This is a genomic window from Thermovenabulum sp. (assembly GCF_049701175.1).
GTDB lineage: Bacteria > Bacillota > Thermosediminibacteria > Thermosediminibacterales > Thermosediminibacteraceae > Thermovenabulum.
Genome location: NZ_JBNATW010000034.1, coordinates 1 through 22,196, shown reverse-complemented (window position 1 = coordinate 22,196; position 22,196 = coordinate 1). Strand labels below are relative to the sequence as shown.

20 protein-coding genes, 1 rRNA gene, 1 pseudogene, 2 riboswitches and 1 other annotated feature are annotated in these 22,196 nt (G+C 37.9%); of the genes and pseudogenes, 4 read left to right on the top strand and 18 right to left on the bottom strand.

Annotated features, from left to right (window positions below):
• Positions 1-110: 110 nt before the first annotated feature.
• The 12 genes from ACPLVF_RS10470 to ACPLVF_RS10415 form a co-directional block, all read right to left on the bottom strand.
• The gene (locus ACPLVF_RS10470) at positions 111-740 is read right to left on the bottom strand and encodes a cyclodeaminase/cyclohydrolase family protein (protein WP_424907777.1); all 630 of its coding nucleotides are present in this window, start codon (positions 738-740) and stop codon (positions 111-113) included.
• Between the two features lie 20 nt (positions 741-760).
• Positions 761-1,567, bottom strand: a complete 807-nt coding sequence (locus ACPLVF_RS10465) for a DUF166 domain-containing protein (RefSeq protein ID WP_424907776.1) — start codon at positions 1,565-1,567, stop codon at positions 761-763.
• Positions 1,568-1,591: 24 nt separating this feature from the next.
• Positions 1,592-3,271: a formate--tetrahydrofolate ligase gene (locus ACPLVF_RS10460; RefSeq protein WP_424907775.1), complete on the bottom strand. Its 1,680-nt coding sequence runs from the start codon at positions 3,269-3,271 to the stop codon at positions 1,592-1,594.
• 24 nt (positions 3,272-3,295) lie between these two features.
• Positions 3,296-4,069 (bottom strand): AAA family ATPase, encoded by a 774-nt coding sequence (locus ACPLVF_RS10455; RefSeq protein WP_424907774.1) that lies wholly within the window; start codon positions 4,067-4,069, stop codon positions 3,296-3,298.
• A 32-nt stretch (positions 4,070-4,101) separates the two neighbouring features.
• Positions 4,102-6,006: an anaerobic carbon-monoxide dehydrogenase catalytic subunit gene (gene cooS / locus ACPLVF_RS10450; RefSeq protein ID WP_424907778.1), complete on the bottom strand. Its 1,905-nt coding sequence runs from the start codon at positions 6,004-6,006 to the stop codon at positions 4,102-4,104.
• 14 nt (positions 6,007-6,020) lie between these two features.
• Positions 6,021-6,437: a 4Fe-4S binding protein gene (locus ACPLVF_RS10445; RefSeq protein ID WP_424907773.1), complete on the bottom strand. Its 417-nt coding sequence runs from the start codon at positions 6,435-6,437 to the stop codon at positions 6,021-6,023.
• 145 nt (positions 6,438-6,582) lie between these two features.
• Positions 6,583-6,876, bottom strand: a complete 294-nt coding sequence (locus ACPLVF_RS10440) for a PDGLE domain-containing protein (RefSeq protein ID WP_424907772.1) — start codon at positions 6,874-6,876, stop codon at positions 6,583-6,585.
• A gap of 25 nt (positions 6,877-6,901) precedes the next feature.
• Positions 6,902-7,522 carry an energy-coupling factor ABC transporter permease gene (locus ACPLVF_RS10435; RefSeq protein ID WP_424907771.1) on the bottom strand — a complete coding sequence of 207 codons (621 nt, stop codon included), beginning with the start codon at positions 7,520-7,522 and terminating at the stop codon, positions 6,902-6,904.
• Between the two features lie 76 nt (positions 7,523-7,598).
• A complete protein-coding gene (locus tag ACPLVF_RS10430) occupies positions 7,599-8,420 on the bottom strand; it encodes an ATP-binding cassette domain-containing protein (RefSeq protein ID WP_424907770.1) in 822 nt (273 codons plus the stop codon).
• Between the two features lies 1 nt (position 8,421).
• Positions 8,422-9,108: an energy-coupling factor transporter transmembrane component T family protein gene (locus tag ACPLVF_RS10425; RefSeq protein WP_424907769.1), complete on the bottom strand. Its 687-nt coding sequence runs from the start codon at positions 9,106-9,108 to the stop codon at positions 8,422-8,424.
• Positions 9,109-9,176: 68 nt separating this feature from the next.
• Positions 9,177-9,713: a folate family ECF transporter S component gene (locus ACPLVF_RS10420; RefSeq protein ID WP_424907768.1), complete on the bottom strand. Its 537-nt coding sequence runs from the start codon at positions 9,711-9,713 to the stop codon at positions 9,177-9,179.
• 117 nt (positions 9,714-9,830) lie between these two features.
• Complete coding sequence (locus ACPLVF_RS10415; RefSeq protein WP_424907767.1) at positions 9,831-11,168, bottom strand: NCS2 family permease; 1,338 nt, start codon at positions 11,166-11,168, stop codon at positions 9,831-9,833.
• 69 nt (positions 11,169-11,237) lie between these two features.
• Positions 11,238-11,341, bottom strand: a riboswitch (purine riboswitch).
• Between the two features lie 165 nt (positions 11,342-11,506).
• Positions 11,507-11,589, top strand: a riboswitch (ZMP/ZTP riboswitch).
• A gap of 57 nt (positions 11,590-11,646) precedes the next feature.
• On the opposite strand from ACPLVF_RS10415, the gene pflB reads away from it, so the two are divergent.
• Positions 11,647-13,884 carry a formate C-acetyltransferase gene (gene pflB, locus ACPLVF_RS10410; RefSeq protein WP_424907766.1) on the top strand — a complete coding sequence of 746 codons (2,238 nt, stop codon included), beginning with the start codon at positions 11,647-11,649 and terminating at the stop codon, positions 13,882-13,884.
• Positions 13,885-13,887: 3 nt separating this feature from the next.
• A complete protein-coding gene (gene pflA / locus ACPLVF_RS10405; protein WP_424907765.1) occupies positions 13,888-14,619 on the top strand; it encodes a pyruvate formate-lyase-activating protein in 732 nt (243 codons plus the stop codon).
• Here pflA and ACPLVF_RS10400 read toward each other — a convergent pair.
• Both ACPLVF_RS10400 and ACPLVF_RS10395 read right to left on the bottom strand, forming a co-directional pair.
• The gene (locus ACPLVF_RS10400) at positions 14,616-15,020 is read right to left on the bottom strand and encodes an ACT domain-containing protein (protein WP_424907764.1); all 405 of its coding nucleotides are present in this window, start codon (positions 15,018-15,020) and stop codon (positions 14,616-14,618) included. The genes pflA and ACPLVF_RS10400 overlap by 4 nt on opposite strands.
• An 11-nt stretch (positions 15,021-15,031) precedes the next feature.
• Positions 15,032-16,330, bottom strand: a complete 1,299-nt coding sequence (locus ACPLVF_RS10395) for a phenylacetate--CoA ligase family protein (RefSeq protein WP_424907763.1) — start codon at positions 16,328-16,330, stop codon at positions 15,032-15,034.
• A gap of 75 nt (positions 16,331-16,405) precedes the next feature.
• Positions 16,406-16,653 (bottom strand) — a binding site (T-box leader).
• A gap of 141 nt (positions 16,654-16,794) precedes the next feature.
• Between ACPLVF_RS10395 and ACPLVF_RS10390 the strand changes: the two genes are divergently transcribed.
• A complete protein-coding gene (locus ACPLVF_RS10390; protein ID WP_424907762.1) occupies positions 16,795-17,577 on the top strand; it encodes a hypothetical protein in 783 nt (260 codons plus the stop codon).
• Positions 17,578-17,595: 18 nt separating this feature from the next.
• A complete protein-coding gene (locus tag ACPLVF_RS10385; RefSeq protein ID WP_424907761.1) occupies positions 17,596-17,895 on the top strand; it encodes an EscU/YscU/HrcU family type III secretion system export apparatus switch protein in 300 nt (99 codons plus the stop codon).
• Here the strand turns inward: ACPLVF_RS10385 and ACPLVF_RS10380 are convergent.
• The 4 genes and pseudogenes from ACPLVF_RS10380 to rrf form a co-directional block, all read right to left on the bottom strand.
• Positions 17,847-19,580, bottom strand: a complete 1,734-nt coding sequence (locus tag ACPLVF_RS10380) for a PEP/pyruvate-binding domain-containing protein (protein ID WP_424907760.1) — start codon at positions 19,578-19,580, stop codon at positions 17,847-17,849. The genes ACPLVF_RS10385 and ACPLVF_RS10380 overlap by 49 nt on opposite strands.
• A 30-nt stretch (positions 19,581-19,610) precedes the next feature.
• The gene (locus tag ACPLVF_RS10375; protein WP_424907759.1) at positions 19,611-20,135 is read right to left on the bottom strand and encodes a DedA family protein; all 525 of its coding nucleotides are present in this window, start codon (positions 20,133-20,135) and stop codon (positions 19,611-19,613) included.
• 34 nt (positions 20,136-20,169) lie between these two features.
• Positions 20,170-21,667 (bottom strand): annotated as a pseudogene (gene hutH / locus ACPLVF_RS10370) (histidine ammonia-lyase).
• Between the two features lie 430 nt (positions 21,668-22,097).
• Positions 22,098-22,196: ribosomal RNA gene (rrf, locus tag ACPLVF_RS10365) — 5S ribosomal RNA — on the bottom strand; the annotation flags it as partial.

Here is a 22,196-nt window from a genome sequence, read left to right as displayed (position 1 = left end):
CTGAAACTTCTTTGGTTAAGTCCTGCTTTAAGGCCTCGGCTACTTCCTTGCCGGATAAAATTAAGGCCATTTAGTTCACCCCTTCTATTTTGTATTTTTCAAACCATGTTTTAACCCTTTAATTTTTCTAAAACGATTTTATAAGCTTCATCAGCTAAATTCTCAGCTTCTTTGCAGATTCTTTCTATGTATTCACTGATTTTTCTAACAAATTCCTCATCATCTATTCCGTTTAGATTAATTACGACATTTAATTTTCCACTCAAGACGGCTGCTTTTAAAAGCAAAGCTCCTACTCCTACATCGCTTATGGCAAGTTTTGATCCTATTTCCGCAAGCCTCCTTTGAAGTTTTAAAGCTTCTAATGAATTCTCCATTATCTTTATTGGTACCTGGCAGGCGTTTTTTAAAGCATTTTTTAAAGCCTCTTCTTTTTGCTTTCTTTCTTCCTCGGTATTTTTAGGCAATTTATATGCCTTAGCAACTTCGCTGAAAACCTGTGCATCCTCATCAATAAGAGAAAGTAAGTTTTCCTGCAGTTCCTTAGCCTTATTTAATATTTCAATAACCTCTGGTTCCACATCTTTATACTTTTCCTTACCCACAGTCAAATTGCCTACCATACTTCCCAAAGCATTGCCTATTGCTCCAGCTAAAGCAGCAGCTCCTCCACCACCCGGCACCGGCTCCTTTGATGAAAGGATGCTAATAAAATCCTTTACAGTTTTATCTACAAACATGATTGACCTCCTATTTGCTCTCATATTTTTAAGGTATTTTCCGCAACCTGTAAATTTATATGAGCGGCAATATGCATAATGGAGTCTTTTATCTCCTCATCAATAGCATTAGAAGCTATGCAGGCGTAGGCATGCCACAGTTTATTGGCTTCTTCTACGGCCTCTTCTCCAATCTTTTTCCCTATAAGTCCGCAAGCCACATAATAGGTAGCACCGCAGGGTGCAGAACGAATTACATTTACATTTGTTATATAGCCTTTATCATCAACCTGGACTTCGTATTCAGGCCTACCTAATTTAAATTCTTTAAGGAAGTTGTCAATATAGTGAAAACCCGTTTTCTTTAGTGAACAAAACGGCTTCGGGAAAGCATATTCTATGCCGTATTTTTCACATATATTTTTGAGAGTTTTTTCTAAGTATTTATCAATCCATTTTGGATCTTCCCTTGGGGCTATTAGTGCTTTACATCCGGCTTCTGCTGCCCTTTTCAAAAGTTCTGGAAAAATATCGGGATGCACCCCTGCAGCAATTAACACATCATGTTCCGGGAGATTATCTGGAAGATAATCACCGGGCTCATCGATGATTTCGGGTAAAATTGTAGGGAACAATACAATATCAACTATATTTTGAGTAAAATCCCTAACCTGCCTTTTTTTGAATTCGAGGCAATCCGAAGAGATTTTACCCTTCCCCATTTTATTGAAGGTTAAATTCGGCAGGAGTTTTCTCAATATATATTCTCCGCTAAACCTAGAATAAAATGGGGAAGGAAAGATGGGATCATCCTTCCCCGCTGCCAGAAGCAATTTATAATCCTTCAATTCTTACACCCCAGAATTCATTAATTAGAAAAGTCCAGAGATCCTTCCGTTTTCATCCACATCTATATTCTCGGCCGCAGGCCTTTTTGGCAATCCCGGCATTGTCATAATTTCTCCAGTTAGCACAACGATAAATCCTGCCCCCGCCGAAACCTTCACGTTCCTCACGGTTATTCTAAAACCGGTGGGCCTGCCAAGCAGTGCAGGATTATCACTCAAAGAATACTGAGTCTTTGCCATACATATGGGAAGGTTGCCAAACCCCAATTTTTCCAAGTTTTCAATTTCCTTTTGCGCTGCCGGAGTATAGTCTACACCATCAGCACCGTAAATTTCCTTTGCAATGGTTTCTATCTTTTCTTTTATGGTTAACTCTAAAGGATATAAAGGAGCGTATCCGTTTTTGCCTTCTTCAATTAGCCTTAATACCTCTTTTGCAAGCTCTACTCCGCCTTCTCCGCCCTTTGCCCATACTTCGGAAATTACCACATTTACCCCTAAAGCTTTGCATTCTTCTCTTATCAGTTTTAACTCTGCCTCGGTATCTGACGGGAATCGGTTCAGTGCCACTACTGCCGGCAGCTTGAATTTTTTTGTGATGTTTTCTATGTGCTTTAGTAAATTGGGGATTCCTTTTTTCAATGCTTCTAAGTTTTCTTCATTTAACCTTTCCTTCGGCACCCCACCGTTATACTTCAAAGCCCTTATCGTAGCAACAATAACTACCGCATCCGGCTTAATTCCTGCATACCTGCATTTAATATCCAAAAACTTTTCCGCACCTAAATCCGCGCCAAAACCTGCTTCAGTTACCACATAATCAGCAAGTTTCAGTGCAAGCTTTGTTGCCATTATGCTGTTGCATCCATGGGCTATATTTGCAAAGGGTCCGCCGTGGATAAATGCGGGGGTCCCTTCAAGGGTTTGGACTAAGTTAGGCTTCAGTGCGTCCTTTAAAAGCGCTGCCATTGCACCATGAGCTTTTAAATCTCCGGCAGTTACAGGCCTGCCATCATATGTATAAGCTACAATTATTTTTGATAGCCTTTCCTTTAAATCACTCAAATCTTTTGCAAGGCAAAAAATTGCCATAACTTCCGATGCTACAGTAATATCAAAACCATCTTCTCTCGGAAAACCATTGGCTTTCCCACCTAAACCGTCGACAATAAACCTTAACTGCCTGTCGTTCATATCCATACAGCGTCTCCAAACAACCCGGCGCGGGTCAATGCCAAGTTCATTGCCCTGATAAATATGATTATCAACCATAGCTGCAAGCAAGTTGTTAGCTGCTCCAATCGCATGAATATCTCCTGTAAAATGTAGATTAATATCTTCCATCGGAACAACTTGAGCATAACCGCCTCCCGCTGCCCCACCTTTAACCCCAAAAACAGGGCCAAGAGACGGCTCCCTTAAACAAATTACTGCATTTTTGCCCAGCCTTCTTAAGGCATCGCCGAGTCCTACTGTCGTTGTAGTCTTTCCTTCACCTGCAGGTGTAGGGTTAATTGCTGTAGTTAGTATTAATTTGCCGTCGTTTTTATCCTTTAACCTCTTAATTACATTGTAATCTACCTTTGCCTTATATTTCCCGTAATACTCAATATCATCTTCCGTCAATCCAATTTTCTCAGCGATATTTTTAATATGTTCCAGCTTTGCCTCCTGGGCAATTTCAATATCGCTTTTCATTACCATAATTACCCCACCCTTTCAAAAATTTTATATTTTTTCAAATAAACATTTCTTTATCCTCGACACTTCATCCCTCAGTTTTTGACTTATGCTGTAAGGTGCTAAACCCATTTTATCGGCTCTTATTATATCTTCATTATAAGAAATGCAGCCCAATAAGTCATCATCGTCAATAAATTTTTCTATAAATTCTCTATCGCAATCATCTCTTACTTTATTTGCCACTACAAAAACCTGCTCAATTCCGATATCCCTCGCTAGTTTTTTTATAGCCTCAAAGGTTTTTATACTTCTCGCTCCGGGTTCAACAACAGCAATAAAAGCATCTACGAAGGAAGCCGTTGCCCTGCCCAAATGCTCAATTCCTGCTTCCATATCGAGTATAAGAACATCATCCCTATCTAATAGCAAATGCTGAATTACGGCTTTTAAAAAGGCATTTTCCGGGCAAACGCAACCGGAACCTCCTTTTTTTATTCCACCCATCTGCAAAAGTTTTACCCCTTCATGTTCTATACAGTACTTTTCTGGTATGTCGTCAACTTTTGGATTGAGACTGAACATTTGTCCCAAAACGCCAGGTATGGCACCCGTCCGTTCTTTTATCAGTTCTTTTATCTCCGAAAGAGGAGTAAGTTTTTCCATTTTTTCATGAGGCACCCCTAAAGCAGATGCCAGATTTGAATCCGGATCAGCATCAACAGCTATTACTTTTTTACCTTCTTCTGCAAAAAGTTTCGCAAGCGACCCGGCAAGGGTGGTTTTTCCGACACCCCCCTTGCCGGAAATTGCAATTTTCATCTTTTCCCCATCCTTTTATCAAAAAAATTTCTTTATATGCCGAGTATCTTTCTTTTATTCTCAATGTGGAAAGCTATTTTTTCCGCCGCTTTTACAGGATCGCTTTCCACTTCAAACTTTCCTCCCAGAATCTTTTCCATATCGGAAGTTAGATATTTTACGACATTTTCCGAACCCATAACAAAAGGAGCTACGCCGAGTATAACGTATACACCGGAGGATACAGCATAAAGCCCTATGGATTGTGCCTTTTCAGACATCCATTCCGGTGCTGCAGCGGCAACGGGCAGGTCACTTATATCAACTCCCATGTATTTAGCAACATCGGAAAGTAAGGTTAAAATCCTGCTTATGTCAACGCAGGAGCCCATGTGCAGCACAGGAGGAATTTCGAGGAGTTCACAGCATGTAGCAAGGCCTTTCCCGCAGTATTTAACAGCATCAAGCGACATTAAACCGGCTTTTATACAGGCATGGGCACCGCACCCCGTAGTTACAACAAGTATATCCCGCTTTAACAATTCCTTTGCTAAATTTACATGGCCCATATCATGGGGAACTTTATGGTTGTTGCACCCGACAATTGCAGCAGCTCCCCTTAAAACACCCGATTTTATTGCATCAACAAGGGGTTTTACCGTACCGGTCGGATGAGCGAAGGAATTAGTTACCTTGTCTAAGGTTTTTATTATCAATTCATAGCTGTAACCTACGATACCTTCGGCTTTTTCTTCAGGGATGAAGGTTTTGTTTTTCCTGTTCTTAAAATTGAGCACAGCTTCTCTTACTATTTTCTTTGCAATTTCCACCGCTTTTTCTTCGTTAAACTCGATATGCACCGCACCGGGTAATTTTGATTTTGGAGACGTCGTAATCAGCTTTGTATGATAGCATTTTACCAGATCAGAAAGGGAAGGCATAATGCACTGTACATCGACTATCATTGCCTCTACCGCACCTGTAACGACGGCTAATTCCTGCTGAAAGAAATTTCCTGCCATGGGAACGCCATGCCTCATGGTGATTTCATTACCGGTGCAGCACATTCCGGCAAGGTTTATTCCTTCTGCCCCTTGTTTTTTTGCAAGTTCTAAGAGCTCAGGGTCTTTGGAGGCAATAACTATTGCTTCGGAAAGGGTGGGTTCGTGGCCGTGAACAATGATATTTACGCAATTTTCCTTAAGTACGCCTAAGTTCGCTTCGACTTTCTTGGGTTTAGGTGTACCGAAAAGCACATCAGAAAGCTCCGTTCCTATCATTGAGCCTCCCCAGCCATCAGCAAGCGCAGCTCTCGCAGCTTGATTTATAATATTTCTGTAATCGGCATCACATCCCATATGTGTGGAGTGCATAACCTGGACAACTTCCCTATCTATAGCCCTTGGTGTAATTCCCAGTTCATCCCATAAAGCCCTTCTCTTTTCAGGCGCCCTTTCCAAAAATCTTAATTTTCCAAAAGGTTTACCGAATTCTTCTAAGGCAATAAGGGCTACTTCCCTTGCAATCTCGTTCAATTCTCTCTTTTCAGTCGGAACATTCCATTCTTTTGCTATTTTCATCAATTTTTCTTCATCTTTTATTACATAATCGCCTTCATTATTTGCCGCATGGTACAGTGCTTCAGCGATATCCCTGCCGTGGTCTGAATGTGCAGAAGCACCTGCCGCAACAGCCCTTGCAAAGTTTCTTGATGCCATTACTTCTTCTGTAGCACCGCATATTCCCTTTTTCGGACCATCATCGGTTACCTTCACAATCCTGCATGGCCCCATAGAGCAATTGGTACAGCAAAGACCCATTTCTCCGAATCCGCACTGGGGCTGCATGGCCAAAGCCCTATCCCATACGGTTTCTATTCCATTTTCCCTTGCGTATTCGTATAATTTCGATGTGGCTTTGTCACACGTTTTGCAAACGACATTTTCCTTCAAAAAAATACCTCCTTTAAAAATTATACCGCCTTTACCTTTAAAGCCTTTGTAGGGCATGCTTTCGCGCATAGGGGTTCATCGCCTTCCATACATCTATCGCAAACCGTTGGAAGAACGCATAATCTTATAGCATCAAAAGGACACGCCTCCTGGCATAATCCGCACCCTGTGCAAGTTATATCATTCACTTCTATCGTGCCATTTTCCCTTCTCTTCAGAGCACCGACAGGACAGGCCTTGATGCACTTCGGGTCACTGCACAGCATGCATTGTTCAACCTTTAATTTCCCGTTTTTAACCTTTATCCTTATGCGAGAAAACTTCTTTTCTTTTATTGCTCCGAGTATACTTTTTGACTTTGAGTGGGCAGCTGCACAGGCAAGCTCACAGGTTTTACACCCTAAACATTTATCCTTTTCAAATAAAATCTTAACCAATAAAAACTCCTCCTTTTAACTGCCCTTTTGTTAAAATTTTCACAACTCTAAGTATATATTACTACTTCGTTAAATTCTTGTCAATATATAAAAACACCCCTTTATCGGGGTGTTTTTACACAGACTTTTAAATGTTGTTTTAACTTTATTGTTCCATTTTCCTTGCTATAATATGTCCCAGCCCATAACTTAAAGCGAAAACCGTGATGGTGCCGATAATTCCTGAAATAGCTGTGGAGAAAAAATCATTTTTTATGTATGAAACCCTATAATCACTAAAAGGTGTCGTGAAAAATTCATTCACTCCTTTTTCCTCAATACCCAAATCTTGACTTACTCTTTCCAAACCGTCCGGAAAAGAAGATGCAAAAGGAGAAAGCAGCGCAGCAACAATTAACGATGCAATCAGGATGTACACCCATCTAATATTTTTATTCATAATCATCATCTCCTTCATATCATTATTAAAACTCTATTTTTACCTTCCTTACTTTATTTATAAAGGAAACAACCGCTACGGTTATAAGCCCCTCCCCTATGCCTATTAAAGCGTGAATGGTAAGCATAGGTATTATAATCGCCTGCAATTTTCCAACACCAGAAGCATAAAGTTCAAAACTGCAAAATATCGCTGCAATCACTACAGAGCTCCAACCCGCTAAAACAAGGCCAAAAGTTTTTTTACCGGGAATTTTTGAATCTATAATTTTAAGCACATAATATGCCGTTAATGGTGCTGCAACTGCCATATTTAAAATGTTTGCACCCAAAGCCAATAAACCTCCATCCTGAAAAAGCAGGCATTGTAGTATCAGCACAGCTGACATAGCAAGACCTGCTAAATGTGGCCCCATCATGTAAGTAAGCAGGGCAGCTCCTAAAAAATGTCCGGAAGTGCCTGCCATTACGGGAAAATTAACCATTTGTGCGGCAAATACAAAAGCTGAAAGAACTCCCAAAATAGGTGCATCCTTTTCGTTCAAAATTTCTTTTGCCTTATCCACATCTTTTTTTAAAACATAAGCGCTCAAAGCAGCGGTTGTAATAAGTGTTTTTGCATCCAAAAAGCCATCAGGTATATGCATAATTTCATCCCCCTCTAAAAATAATTAAATATAAATAGGCCATGAAGTATTCCTTTCACAGGAATTCTTTTGACCTTCATGGCCTATTAATCATTAATTTTATTAAATTTATAAAATCCTTGGATTTATAAGGCAAAGGGCTTTTATTTTCAAAAATTTCCCTTGAAAATTTATAAACAACAGGAAAATCAAGGCCTGCCTCTTTTATTATATCTTCTTTTGTTAAAAGTTCCGGTCCACCTTCTGCAAGAAGATACCCTTGCTTTAAAATTATTACTTTTTCCGCCCACTCTGCTGCAAAATCCACATCGTGGGTTGCGATAATTAAAGTTCTGTTCTCATTTTCCAAGTCTTGCAATATCTTTTTAATCTGCAGCTTAGATTTAGGGTCGAGATATGCCATTGGTTCATCCAATACCAGTATCTCGGGATTCACCGCAAGAACTCCTGCGATAGCTACCTTCTTTTTCTGCCCAAAGCTCAAATGATAAGGAATTCTTTCTTTTAGGTCTTCTATATCCAAGGCCTTCATGGCCTTTTCCACTCGTTTTGCAAGTTCATTTTCCTTTATACCAAAATTTGCAGGGCCAAAAGCGATGTCTTCATATACTGTTGAAGAAAAAACCTGATCGTCTGGGTTCTGAAAGACAAGGCCAACAGTTTTCCTTATTTTGTATTCATTTCCCTTTTTGATCTCTTCACCAAATATTTTGATTTTTCCCTTTTGAGGAAGATATACAGCATTAAGGTGCAAAAGAAGGGTTGTCTTTCCCGCTCCATTTTCCCCTAATATTGCAACCTTCTCTCCCGGCTTAACTTTAAAACTAATTCCCTTCAAAGCCTCATTGCCATCTTTGTACCTATATAATAGATTCTCAACTTCTACCGCATATTCCATTTTAAAGCACCTTTTCTAAAAATAATAAAATTGCGGCAGGTAAAGTAAAAACAATTGTAAACAATACACTATAAAAAAGGTTAATTGACTCTTCTTTAAAATATAGTTTTCCATTATACCCCCTAGAAAGCATAGCATTATATACCCTTTCGCTTCGTTCCATGGAGCGAAGAAATAAATTTCCAATGGTTAATCCCAATACTTTCATGGTATTTTTATCCCAAAAACCTTTGCCTTTCTCAAATCCTTTTGATATTAAAGCCTTTTCCATACTTTTTAATTCTTCTGCTATCACCTCAAAATACCTAAAAGTTAAAAACATTATATTTACTAATATTTCTGGAAGGCCGATTTTCCCAAAACCAGCCATTAACTTATTAAAGGAAAATTTCTGATTAAAAGAAGATATTACAATAATTGATGAAAAACCCTTTAAAAATATGACAAAGTACTTTTCATAACCGTTACTTTTATTTGCAATATATGCAAATAAAGTCATCAGAACTAAGAATATTATTGCAAACCAAGAATTTTTTGCTGCTTTTAAAGGTTTAAATCCTAAAAATAAAAGAATTACAACTGTTAGGAAAAAATTACAAATAAGAAATTCCACATTCTTTATCAATGTAATTTCCGTTATATATAACAATAAACTAATTGCTGCTGCTTGAGGTGCAATGCTTTTCACATTAATTGACTCCTCTAAGAAACTTTTTAAAATAATCTTATTTTACTAACTTTAATTTTACCAGTATTTTATTTTTTAGAAAAGACTACAGCAAAATTAATCCTTTTTAGAAGAATTTTTATAAACAAAGAATACAAAGGAATATTAATTGCCTGAGTAACTGCGGCTGTAGTAATTTTATAAATTAGCGGTATTCCAAAAAGTTTATTTAAAAAGTACGGTACCAGCAATACCGACGTAATAGTCTGTCCGACTGCTATGGATAACAAAAGTTCCCAAAAACCATAATTTTTACTTTTTGTAAGTTTGAGGACCAATGCAGGTATTATACCTGTGAGAGCAGCAGTTAAAGTAAAATGCGGCATATAAGGACCCATGGGATTTATGCTGTACCCTACAATATCTCCAATCGCACCGACAATACCGCCCGCAGCAGGACCCATCAAAATACCTGCAAAAATGACAGGGAGACCACCAAACCCTATCCTTATTGCTTCGACATTACCTATGGCAATTCTTATGCTCGCTATCCTCGTTAAAATTATATTAAGTACAATGAACATAGCCATATATGTGATTTTTTTTGCAATAGAATCTTTGCTCATCTATTCATCTCCCTCTCATATTTGTTCCTTTATTCACATTGTAACTTATTGTTAAATTTTTGTCAATTATTACAATAGAAAAAATTAAACCGCCTTCCCTTGAAGGCGGTTTTAATTCTACCTTACGTATATAAAGTATAGAATAAATGTTATTGCAAGAACATACATTACCCAGTGAACCTCTTTTGCCCTACCGGAAAGGGCCATCAAAAGAGTATATGCCACAAAACCTACCGCAAGGCCTAAGGAAATGCTAAAGGTCAGCGGCATCAGTATAGCTGTTAAAAATGCAGGAAAAGCTTCGTAAAAATCTGAGAACTTTATTTCATTTAAGCTGGATGCCATGAATATACCCACTATTATTAAAGCAGGTGCAGTGGCCTGTGAAGGAACTGCCAAAGCTATAGGTGAAAATATGATTGATGCAATGAACAGTAAAGATACAACAACCGAGGTTAGTCCTGTTCTTCCTCCTGCACTGACTCCGGCAGCGCTTTCTACATAGGTGGTGGTGTTGCTGGTTCCGAGAAGCGAACCTATTACAGTTCCTAAGGAGTCTGCAAAAAGGGCTTTATTACCTCTCTTCAAATTTCCATTTTCATCTATCATTCCTGTCCTCGAAGCAACACCTACAAAGGTCCCTATGGTATCAAAAAGGTCGGCAAAGAACAGTGAAAAAATAACAGGGTACATCGAAACCTTAAGTGCCCCCATTACATCCAATTTTAAAAAGCCGGGAGCCATACTTGGGGGTGCAGAAATTATAGTTGAAGGAATTTTTGTTATTCCCATTGGTATCCCTATTATTGTGGTAATAATGATGCCGAGCAGCATTCCACCGCGAACGCCTTTTGCCACAAGAACAGCTGTAATAATTAAACCAATTGTAGCAAGAAGTGTCCCCGGATCTTTGAAATTGCCGAGGTCAACAAATGTTGCTGGATTTGAAACTACTATACCAGCATTTTTAAAACCTATAAAAGCGATGAAAAGCCCAATGCCCGCGCCCACTGCGTGTTTTAAAGGAAGGGGAATAGCTCTTATTAACAATTCCCTAAGGCCAGTCAATGTAACTATAACAGCTATAATTCCAGATAAAAACACCGCACCCAAAGCCGTTTGCCAGGGAATTCCCATTTTCCCTACCATGACATAGGCAAAAAATGCGTTAAGTCCCATACCGGGAGCCAAAGCAAAGGGATAATTTGCATAAAGACCCATAAAAAGGGTAGAAATAGCAGCAGCCAACGCTGTAGCCATAAAAACGGCTCCCTGGTCAAGCCCTGCATCTTTTAGAACGATTGGGTTAACAAGAATAATGTATGCCATTGTTACGAAAGTTGTAAAACCCGCTAAAATTTCCGTCCTGACATCGGTACCGTTTTCCTTAAGCTGAAAGTACCTTTCTAAAAACCCTTCTTCTTTTGCTTTTCTGATGGCAATCTCCTCCCTCAAAACTAAAACCTCCTTTTTATTCTTACCCGAACCCTTAAAAAATAATAAATCCCCTCTTTAAAAGAAGGGGAATATACAATATTCCCCTATAGCCTTCGGCGGTTTACGGCCGCCCGGTAGAAACTTCCGGGCCATATTCCCGGAATTATACAGGGGTTGCGGGCAGTATTTAATTTATTTTTATTTTATCAAAATAATTGAATGAAGTCAATATAATGTTGGAACATTGATCTATATTTAGTTCATAATCATTCGGATATATATCAACATAACGCAATTTTTTATAAAAAATGTATTGACTTTCGCCATTAAAAAAGTATAAAATATAAATGACAAAAAGAGGGTCCCATGACTGGCGGCAGTGGAATTGACCACAAGGGAATGGGATCAATATTTGAAGCCGACCGCCTGGGCAATTTGTGCATTTTGCCTGGGCGGTTTTTGTTTTCTATAAATTCCACTCAAGGAGGGAACATACTTGGAAAACGCTTGGAAAGATTTTATCCCTGGCAGGTGGATGAAAGAAATTGATGTAAGGGATTTTATAAACAAAAATTATACCCCTTATGACGGGGGAAGCGATTTTTTAGTAGGACCTTCAGAAAGGACCTTAAGACTCTGGGAAAAATGCAAAAAGCTTCTTTTAGATGAAAGCCAAAAGGGAGGGGTTCTCAAAATAGATACAGATACGGTTTCTACAATTACAAGCCATAAACCCGGATACATCCAAAAGGAAGATGAAGTGATAGTAGGTCTCCAAACCGATGAACCATTAAAAAGAGCTGTAAATCCCTTCGGCGGTATACGTATGGCCGAACAAGCATGCAACGCTTACGGTTATAACTTAAATAAATCCATAAAGGAAATTTTTACTAAATACCGCACAACCCATAATGACGGCGTTTACAAAGCATATACAAAGGAAATGCTTTTAGCAAGAAAAGCCGGAATTATTACTGGATTGCCCGATAGCTACGGCAGGGGCAGAATAATAGGTGATTATCGAAGGGTTGCACTTTACGGCGTAAACAGGCTTATTGAAGAAAAAATTAAAGACTTAGAAAATCTTTTAGGCCCTATGACCCCCGAAGTAATACAATTAAGGGAAGAATTATCCCATCAGATTGAAGCATTAAAAGACCTAAAGCAAATGGCTTTCGATTACGGATATGATATATCTTACCCTGCAAAGGATGCCCGTGAAGCAGTGCAGTGGATATATTTTGCTTATCTTGCTGCAATAAAGGAACAAAACGGTGCAGCCATGTCCCTCGGCAGGGTAAGCACTTTTATCGATATATACATTGAACGCGACATTAAAAGAGGAATCCTAACAGAAGAAGAGGCTCAAGAACTTATCGACCAGTTTGTGATAAAACTCAGGATGGCAAGACAGCTTAGAACTCCCGAATACAATGAACTTTTTGCAGGTGATCCCATGTGGATAACCGAAGCCCTTGGAGGAGTAGGTATTGATGGACGCCACATGGTAACAAAGACAACTTACCGTTTTATTAACACCCTATTAAACCTTGGGCCCGCACCGGAACCAAACCTTACGGTTTTATGGTCTAAAAATCTGCCAGAGAAATTCAAAGAATTTTGTGCCGAGGTTTCGATAAAAACAAGTTCATTGCAGTATGAAAACGATGATTTAATGAGACCTATCTTTGGAGATGACTACGGCATAGCCTGCTGCGTTTCCGCAATGAAATTAGGAAAACAAATGCAATTTTTCGGCGCAAGGGTTAATCTTGCAAAAGCTCTTTTGCTCGCTATTAACGGCGGAAGGGATGAAATGACCAATATAGAACTTGGCCCGAAACTTCCCCCTTTAAAAGAAGGCCCACTTAATTATGAAGAGGTCTTCAAAAGATACACCATTGTCCTTGAATGGCTGGCAAATTTATATGTTGATACCATGAACCTCATCCACTACATGCACGATAAATACAATTACGAAAGGCTACAGATGGCACTGCACGACTCCCAAGTAGAAAGAATGATGGCTTTTGGAATCGCAGGGCTCTCAGTAGTAGCAGACTCGCTGAGTGCTATAAAATACGCAAAGGTTACCCCTATACTCAATTCTGAAGGAATTTGCGTAGATTTCAAGGTCGAAGGCGACTTCCCAAAATACGGCAACGACGATGATAGGGTAGATTCTATTGCTGTAGAAGTTGTTAAGACCTTTTACGGATTTTTAAAAAACAAGACTCTCTACAGGAATGCAAAGCCAACCCTGTCCATACTCACAATAACTTCAAATGTAGTTTACGGTAAAAAAACTGGTGCCACTCCCGATGGGAGGAAATCGGGTCAACCCTTTGCTCCAGGAGCAAATCCCATGCACGGTAGGGATAAAATGGGGCCCCTCGCCGCCTTTAATTCAGTATGCAAATTGCCTTATGAATGCTGCATGGACGGTATATCCTACACTTTTTCAATAGTTCCAAAGGCTCTCGGGCGGACTGAAGATGACAGGGTTAAAAACCTTACTGCACTGCTTGACGGATTTTTTTCAAAAGGTGGACATCACATAAATGTAAATGTAATGGATAAAAACCTCCTCCTTGAAGCCATGGAAAATCCCCATAAATTTCCTCAACTTACAATTAGGGTTTCAGGGTATGCAGTCCACTTTACCAAACTTTCTCGTGAACAGCAGTTAGAAGTATTATCAAGGACCTTTTTTGAAAGCTTAGGAAGGGATTAAAAAATGGGTATAAAAGGAAGGATTCATTCCATTGAAACAATGGGAACATTAGATGGTCCGGGGATTCGTTTTGTGATTTTTACCCAGGGGTGTCCTTTAAGGTGTGCCTATTGTCACAACCCGGACACCTGGGATCCCTTGGGGGGATTTGTAATCGATGTTGAAGAGATTTTTAATAAAATCTTAAGGTATAAGACTTATATGGATTTTTCCGGAGGAGGTGTTACCCTTTCGGGAGGTGAACCCACTCTTCAGCCGGATTTTGCCGCTGAACTTTTTAAAAGATGCAAAAATGCTGGTATAAATACGGCCTTAGATACCTCGGGATACTGCGAACAAAAGGATCTTGCAAAAATTTTGCCCTATACAGATCTTGTGCTCTTTGATGTTAAACACCCAAATCAAAAAGAACACATAAAACTCACAGGTAAGGATAACGAGAAAATCATTCAAAACCTATCCTTTATAGATTCGATGGGAGTCAAAATTTGGATAAGGTATGTATTGGTTCCGGGTATTACCGACAGCCCCGAATTAATTAAAAAGCTCGCCGATTTTCTTACTCTATTTCGTTCGATTGAAAAGGTAGAAATTTTACCCTACCATAATTTAGGCGTTCATAAGTGGAAAGCCTTAGGCTTAAACTATCCCCTTTCAAAAATTAATCCTCCTTCAGCGGAGGATATAAAAAAATCAAAAAAAATATTATTAGATAGAGGATTAAAAGTCTCTTAAACAATAATACCCTCTTCTTTTAAATATTCCGAAGCAGCTTTTAAATTGTCTACGCGGAATATTATCAAAGCTTTTCCAGGAGCTCCCCCCATAAAGGCGTACATGTATTCAATATTTATGTCTTTTTTACTTAAAAGTTCCAATATCCTTTGCATTTCTTTAAAAGTATCATGGATTTCAACGGCTATTACATCGGTTATTTTTACCGTAAAACCTTTTTCCTGCAAAATTTTTAATGTTTTTTCTGGATCATCTACAATTAGCCTGAGGACACCAAAATCTGCAGTATCTGCTAACATCAAAGCCTTTATCTCTACACCTTTTTCAGCAAGTGCAGAAGTAACCGCAAAAAGTCTTCCCGGAGTATTTTCCAAAAAAACCGATAGCTGTTTAACAACCAAGAATATCCCTCCTAAATTTTTCTTTTGTCTATTATTCTTTTTGCCTTCCCCTCGCTGCGCTCAATAGTTTTGGGCTCTACTAATTTTACCTTCACCGATATACCAAGGGTGTTCTCAATTTCATTTTGGATTTTTTTGCTCAAAATTTCAAGGGATCTTACATCATCAAAAAACATTTTTTCAGAAACCTCTACTTGAATTTCAAGAACATCAAGATGGTCTACCCTATCTACTATTAATTGGTAATGGGGCTCAGTTTCTCCGATTTCTAAAAGGACGTGTTCAATCTGAGAAGGAAAAACATTAACACCCCTTATTATTAGCATATCATCCGTTCTTCCTTCAATCCTACCTATTTTTATGCTGGTCCTACCACAGGCGCAGGGCTCTACGATGAGTCGGGATATATCTCCCGTTCTATAGCGTATAATGGGAAGGGCCTCTTTTGTAAGGGATGTAAATACCAACTCCCCTTTCTCCCCTGGAGGTAAAACTTCCCCGGTCTTTGGGTCTATTACCTCCACTATAAAATGATCTTCTTGAACATGCAGCCCGTTTTTATGAGGACATTCTATGGCAACCCCTGGTCCAATTATTTCACTAAGCCCATATATATCCATAGCAACTATCCCTAATCTTTCCTCGATTTCTTTTCTCATATTTTCCGACCAAGGCTCTGCCCCAAAAACTCCTACCCTTAAGTTTAAATCTTTGTGAGAAAGCCCCATTTCTCTAATAACCTCGGCTATGTGAAGGGCATAAGAAGGAGTGCATGTCAAAACCGTTGTACCGTAATCCTTCATTATCATTACCTGTCTTTTCGTATTTCCTCCGGAAATCGGTATTATAGTGGCTCCTATTTTCTCAGCACCATAGTGAAATCCCAATCCGCCTGTAAAAAGACCGTATCCGTAAGCATTTTGTATTACATCGTTTTTATGAACCCCCGCAGTCGTCAATGCACGAGCCATTAATTCTGACCAAACATTTATGTCATTTCTGGTATATCCAACTACAGTAGGTTTACCCGTTGTCCCTGAAGAAGAGTGAATTCTCACAACCTCACTCAAAGGTACAGCAAACATACCGTAAGGGTAATTTTCCCTAAGGTCCTTTTTATAAGTAAAAGGAAGATGTTTTAAATCATCCAAGGATTTTAAATCTCCAGGTTCAAAACCAACCTCTTGCATTATTCTTCTGTAATGGGGGACATTGTAAAAAGCCCTTTCCAAGGTTTGCTTTAGTCTTTCATACTGTAATTCTTTAAGGTTGTCTCTCGGCATGCATTCATATTTTTGGTTCCAGTACATTTTTTAACCTCCTTATCTCGTATTAATATGTTTTAGAAATTATCACAAAACCAAAATAAAAAAGCCTTTCATCCATGATGGGACGAAAGGCTACTTTCCGCGGTACCACCCAAATTGGCATAAAGCCCACTCCTTCGGGCACGGACATAAAAGTCGATGCCCTATTGTTTTAACGGTCAAAACCGTTCGAGCCTACTTTATTTTTCAGCCCGAAAGCTCGGAAGTGAACTTCGACTAATAACGCTTGGAAACGCTCTCAGTCCATGACGTTTCCTCCCTGTAAAGCGTCTTTTTAGCCTACTTTCTTCCTTCATCGCCTTTCCCTAATTTCCCTTTTTTATTTGCGAAAAATTATATCACGGTCTTCTAAATGCTGTCAATAGTTATAATTTAAAATTTTATCTTGAAGAATTATTTTTTAAAAACTACAATAAAATTAAAAATCTTAAGGTGGTTTTTAAAAAATGAAAATCAATATTGTTGAACTTTTTTCAATTACCATCGAGGCGTTAAATAGTATTTCAAAAACCGATAAAAAACTTTCTTACCAAAAGGATAATTCATCAATCAATAATTCAGAAAACTATAAGGATATAGTTCTATTAAAAGAAGATTTCTGTGAACATGCATCATCAATTGTAGCAGCCCAAATATTAAAAAATTACGGTAAGGAATTAGAAAACGGGACAAAACAATTAATTAATTTTCTCACAGAGGAGTTCAAATCTTTAAAGAAGAACTTTACCTCAAAGGAAAACACCATTAGTGAAAAAGTTTCTTCCGAAATAGAAAAACTCTTTCTTGAAAGTCCGAAAAATAACACTGTTTCAAGCAAAGATGCAGATTTGCTTTTTAGATTCCTAAATACTGCTTTAAATAATGTTGGTGACAAAATTTATTTTAATAAAATAAATTTATCCGAAAATAAATTTCTGATTTATAAGGCAAAAAAAATAAAGGATTTAAAAGAAATAATTCAATTAAGCCTATTAATAAACACATTTCATTTAGGCCTTGTTGAAATTAAATTACTTTATCAAAATAAAAACCTTTTTCCCTATCTAATCTTTGAAAACACTGCTTGCTTGGATAAAGCAAAAAAGGCTATTAACCTTTTGAAAAAAGAAGGGAAAATGCAAAAATTACCATCCAATCTAAAGCTAAAGGTTAAAACTGATTTATTTGATAATTTTTTTAAAGAAGAAATATACCTTCTCGATAAAAAGGTTTTAAATCAAAAAGTGTAATTATAGGAGAGTATTTTTATGAATGAAGAAAAAATTCCAAAGCCCTTTAAAGCAGTAGCATTAAAATATGAAAAGGATAGGGATAATGCACCCATCTTAGTCGCAAAAGGGCAGGGTGAAATTGCAAAGGAAATTATAAAATTGGCAGAAAAAGAGAGCATCCCTATTTTGTCAAATTCCTCTTTAGTGGATGCTCTAATGAAAATCGAAATCGGATTTGAAATACCTCCTGAACTTTACAAAGCTGTAGCCGAAATTCTTGCCTTCGTTTACTCCTTAGATACCACTACTCCACGCATCTTTTCTCCATCTAAATAGGCATCGAACAGCCCTTCTATTACCCATACAGCAGGATTTTCGGTAGGTTGCCTTCGGGCATTTTTAAAGAAGTCAAAATTTATAATATTGGTTTCAATCGAATCGAAAACCGGCATATAAAGTATCCCATCTAAATCGAGGTCTGCAAAAAAGTGGGTCCCGTAGGAAAGCTCGGGCATGAAATTTTTGGTTTTTATTCCCAGTTCCACCAGCATTCCACAGTTTGAAATTTCATTGTAAGTTGCCGGTACCCCGAGGTTGGGATTGCTCGAACCCCAGCGGCCAGGGCCAACAAGTATATACCTTTCCTTTGAGAGTTTTTCGTTAACCCTGCCCACTTCCCTTGCCACTTCGTATTTATCGCTGGATTTGTTGTATTCTTCGTAATCTACATATACTATGTGTCTTACATTTTTTAAAACCCCGTTGGTAAGCATCCTGTCCCCCGCTAAAATGATGTTTTCCTTTTTGATATCCTTAGGTATTTCTACCTTGCTGTATTCTTCGTAGCTGGTCAAAGGCCTTACCTGAACCAATGCAAATTTAGGATCCTCCGGTTCATAAGCCCATTCCACATCAACAGCAATACCCATTAAATCTTCTAAATAGCGGAACAGAAACTCCATCAGCCTAAAAAATCGAGGTTTGAAAGCAGGAAAGTTATCAAAGGTAAAAACTATTTTTTCCCCTTGATTTAATTTCGTAAGAACTGGAGGAATGTCCTTTAACATATTTTCAGTTGTTGAATATAGGGAAGCGTATTTACCAAAATTCCTGTGAAAGGGAATAAGATCAAGCCTGTCATTTATGTTATAGGATTTAAGCTCTCCTGTATCCATGTCGAGCATATCAAAGGTTTCTTGAGAATATTTTGCAATTTCCCAAGGATTATTTCCTTCAGGGCGAAGACTTAAATTCGTAAGTGAAAAAATGCGAGCATAACCTCTTCCCGTGCTTCGCGTTCCAAGACCGAACACTATCCTTACAACACCGTCTTCCTTCCTTATTCTTTCGGTAAACCTACGGTAATTTTGCGAAAAACCCACTCCTGCTACTTCAGGGTAAAACCCCTCTTTTCGTCTTTTCCCGAAAAGCTGTTGAATAATAACAGCCATTTTTTCATTGGACAGGTTGTGCTTTTCCCTGTAAACTACCGCATTTTTTCCATATGTACTTGCATAAATTTGCTTTATAGCGCTCGTTATTTGTTTTAGTCTTTTGTCTATATTCCCTGTATTGGGTATAAATGTAGTAAAATATTTACCTGCAAAGGAATATTTTATGCTGTCCTCCAATAAGGAAGAAGACCTAATTGCAAGGGGATAATCCATAATTAGAACCACTTTTTCTAAAAATTTAATGACATATTCCGGGAAAATACCTTCTAAAATTTTTTGCTGTATCAATTTAAAATTGTTGGGCTCTTCATCAATAATCTTGTCAATACCGTTAAATTCCAAAAAATCTTGGTATACATCCGTTGCCAAAAAATAGCTTTCAGGAATCATGACGTTTTTTAGTATTTCCTCTTGTGCCTTTTTATCTTCAAGGTGTATTTTGGCAAATATAAGACCTTTAGCCTTTCCTCCTATACATTCCGAACCTAAGGTCTTCTCCTTAACCTCCTTTAAATCCAAAGGATTAAACTGTATATATTTTTTTACTTTTTCGTTTCGCCCATCCATGTTTTTACCTCCAAAAAACTATTTAGTAACTTATATTTTAAATCCTAATTTCTTAACTAAATACAAAAAATTTATTCCGTAATAAGTGAACACTGTCCAAAATGCAGCCCATACTAAATCACCCAAAATACTAAAAAATATATAACTTTTTATATCAATACCCACAATCCCCGATGCCCAAATCGCAGGAGTCCTGGGTATACCAATCAATCTGCTTATGAAAACCACAAACCCTCCCTTTTTTTTATACCAATCTTCAATTTTTAAATACATTTCTTCCTTTATTTTTAATTTATTTAATAGATACTTTACAAAATATTTCCCTTTATATTTTCCAATTACATATGCTAAAATATTTCCGCACAAGTTCCCAAGGGTTGCATAAAAAACAACTTTTATTAGATTCAATTTCCCCTTCTTTATTAAATACGCGCTGGCAAGAAATACTATCTGGACAGGACCAGGCATTCCCGTCCCTTCATATAATAGAAAAATAAAAATTCCTGCATAACCGTATTTTACAACTAAATCATAAAGGGAAAGCACATCAGCCACTCCATTTTAGCTTCTGTTATTCATATTAGCACATTTATTCTAAAATTCCTACAACTTCTTCAACCCTTTTTACCAGTTCGCCATTTTTTATATCTTCTTCTATTTTGTGCACTAAATTCATTACCAATTCATAGGCTGCCTCACTTCCTTTCCCCATTCGAAAAGTTTTTTCTGCTTTTTCCAACCTAAAATCCAATGCCTGAGCTGCGCATAAAAGCTCTATAGCAAGGACGTGGAAAGTATTTTCCACAACTTTCAATGCCTTTTTAGCAGCAATTGTGCCCATACTTACATGGTCTTCCTGATTGGCAGAGGAGGGTATCGAGTCGACACTTGCAGGAAAAGAAAGGGTTTTATTTTCAGAAACTAAGGAAGCCGCAGTGTACTGGCTTATCATAAGGCCTGAATTTAAGCCACCGTTTTTTGTCAAAAATGCTGGAAGCCCTTCATTAAGGTTGGGATTTACAAGCCTTTCAATTCTACGCTCTGCTATATTTGCAAGTTCTGAAACTGCAATAGCAAGGTAGTCCATATTTATGGCTATCGGTTCGCCGTGAAAATTACCTCCTGATATCACTTCCTTTTCTTCAGGAAATATGAGGGGATTATCGGTAGCAGAATTGATTTCTATTTCTATTATATTTCTTATATGCTTTAAAGCATCCTTAACAGCTCCATGTACCTGAGGAATACACCTTAGCACATAAGCATCCTGAACCTTTATCTCCCCCTGGTGCGTAACCAATTGACTTCCCTGCAGTAACTTTTTCATATTTCTCGCTGTCGCCATCTGACCTTCATGGGGCCTTACCAAGTGGACCTTTTCATCAAAAGCATCTATAAATTCCATATAACGCCTCAAGACTCATAGCACCACATATATCTGCAACCTTTGACAATTCAATGGCAGCTGCAATAGAAAGACATGCTAAAGCCGACATCGCTTGAGTGCCGTTTATCAAAGCAAGCCCTTCTTTTGCTTCCAAAATAACAGGCTCTATACCTGCCTTTTCAAGGGCTATTTTCCCGGGAAGCACTTCCCCATTAAAAACTGCCTCTCCTTCGCCCATCATCACAAGTACCATGTGAGCTAAGGGTACAAGGTCTCCACTTGCCCCGAGAGAACCTTGAGATGGTACAAGGGGTATAACATTTTTGTTTAGCATTTCAATTATGGTTTCAAGGGTTGAAAGCCTCACTCCTGAATATCCCTTTGCAAGTGCATTTATCCTTAAAAGCATCATTGCCCTTACCACTTCTTCAGGAAAATATTCACCTACCCCCGCTGCATGGCTCCTTATTAGATTTTTTTGTAGCTTTTTTGTATCTTCTGATGAAATAATAATATTACAGAACTTGCCAAATCCGGTGGTCACACCGTAAACAACCTCTCCTTTTTCAATTATTTCTTCTATGTACTTCCTTGATTTATTTATCTTTTCGATGGATTCATGAGAAAGCGTGACCTTTTCCCCTTTAACTGCAACCTTTATCACATCTTCTATTTTAAGGTTTTCACCGGTTATAATCATTATTTACCCTCCCCCATTTACTTTTTGTTTATTTTTGGTTTTTTTAATCTTTGTTTATTCTTTATATTGATACTTTATCATTATAAAACCTCCCAAAAAGTCAAATAAGGGAAACCAAAAGGTTTCCCTTATTTTCCCATTATTAATATTTCTTTATATTTTATGTTTTTTGTATTTTATTGTCAATTTTAATATTTCTATCGTTAATATATCTATTTTTTTGCTAATATATTTTTTTTAAACAATGCCCTTTAATACTTTTTTTATAATACAAATTATAACTCTACCTTCTTTCCTTAATTTTTTTATATAATCTGTTAAACACATATAAAAAACAGTTCACTAATTATCTTCTTTATAACTATTATTCTTTATACTATAATCTTCTTTATTTTTTGTCAATATGTTTTTCAAATAAAAAAAATAAAGATTTCGGCAGCGACCTACTCTCCCGGGATTTCCCCAGTACCATCGGCGCTGGAGGGCTTAACCTGTGTGTTCGGTATGGATACCGGTGTTTCCCCTCCGC

What these genes read in the sequence shown, in the direction of transcription:
- ACPLVF_RS10385 (WP_424907761.1), top strand. Translation starts at nt 17,596, where the DNA reads ATGAATGAAGAAAAAATTCCAAAGCCCTTTAAAGCAGTAGCATTAAAA.
- ACPLVF_RS10430 (WP_424907770.1), bottom strand. Translation starts at nt 8,420, where the DNA reads ATGGAATATGCGGTAGAAGTTGAGAATCTATTATATAGGTACAAAGAT.
- ACPLVF_RS10380 (WP_424907760.1), bottom strand. Translation starts at nt 19,580, where the DNA reads ATGGATGGGCGAAACGAAAAAGTAAAAAAATATATACAGTTTAATCCT.
- ACPLVF_RS10435 (WP_424907771.1), bottom strand. Translation starts at nt 7,522, where the DNA reads ATGCATATACCTGATGGCTTTTTGGATGCAAAAACACTTATTACAACC.
- ACPLVF_RS10460 (WP_424907775.1), bottom strand. Translation starts at nt 3,271, where the DNA reads ATGGTAATGAAAAGCGATATTGAAATTGCCCAGGAGGCAAAGCTGGAA.
- pflA (WP_424907765.1), top strand. Translation starts at nt 13,888, where the DNA reads ATGGGTATAAAAGGAAGGATTCATTCCATTGAAACAATGGGAACATTA.
- ACPLVF_RS10395 (WP_424907763.1), bottom strand. Translation starts at nt 16,330, where the DNA reads ATGTACTGGAACCAAAAATATGAATGCATGCCGAGAGACAACCTTAAA.
- ACPLVF_RS10455 (WP_424907774.1), bottom strand. Translation starts at nt 4,069, where the DNA reads ATGAAAATTGCAATTTCCGGCAAGGGGGGTGTCGGAAAAACCACCCTT.
- ACPLVF_RS10420 (WP_424907768.1), bottom strand. Translation starts at nt 9,713, where the DNA reads ATGAGCAAAGATTCTATTGCAAAAAAAATCACATATATGGCTATGTTC.
- ACPLVF_RS10470 (WP_424907777.1), bottom strand. Translation starts at nt 740, where the DNA reads ATGTTTGTAGATAAAACTGTAAAGGATTTTATTAGCATCCTTTCATCA.
- ACPLVF_RS10440 (WP_424907772.1), bottom strand. Translation starts at nt 6,876, where the DNA reads ATGAATAAAAATATTAGATGGGTGTACATCCTGATTGCATCGTTAATT.
- ACPLVF_RS10390 (WP_424907762.1), top strand. Translation starts at nt 16,795, where the DNA reads ATGAAAATCAATATTGTTGAACTTTTTTCAATTACCATCGAGGCGTTA.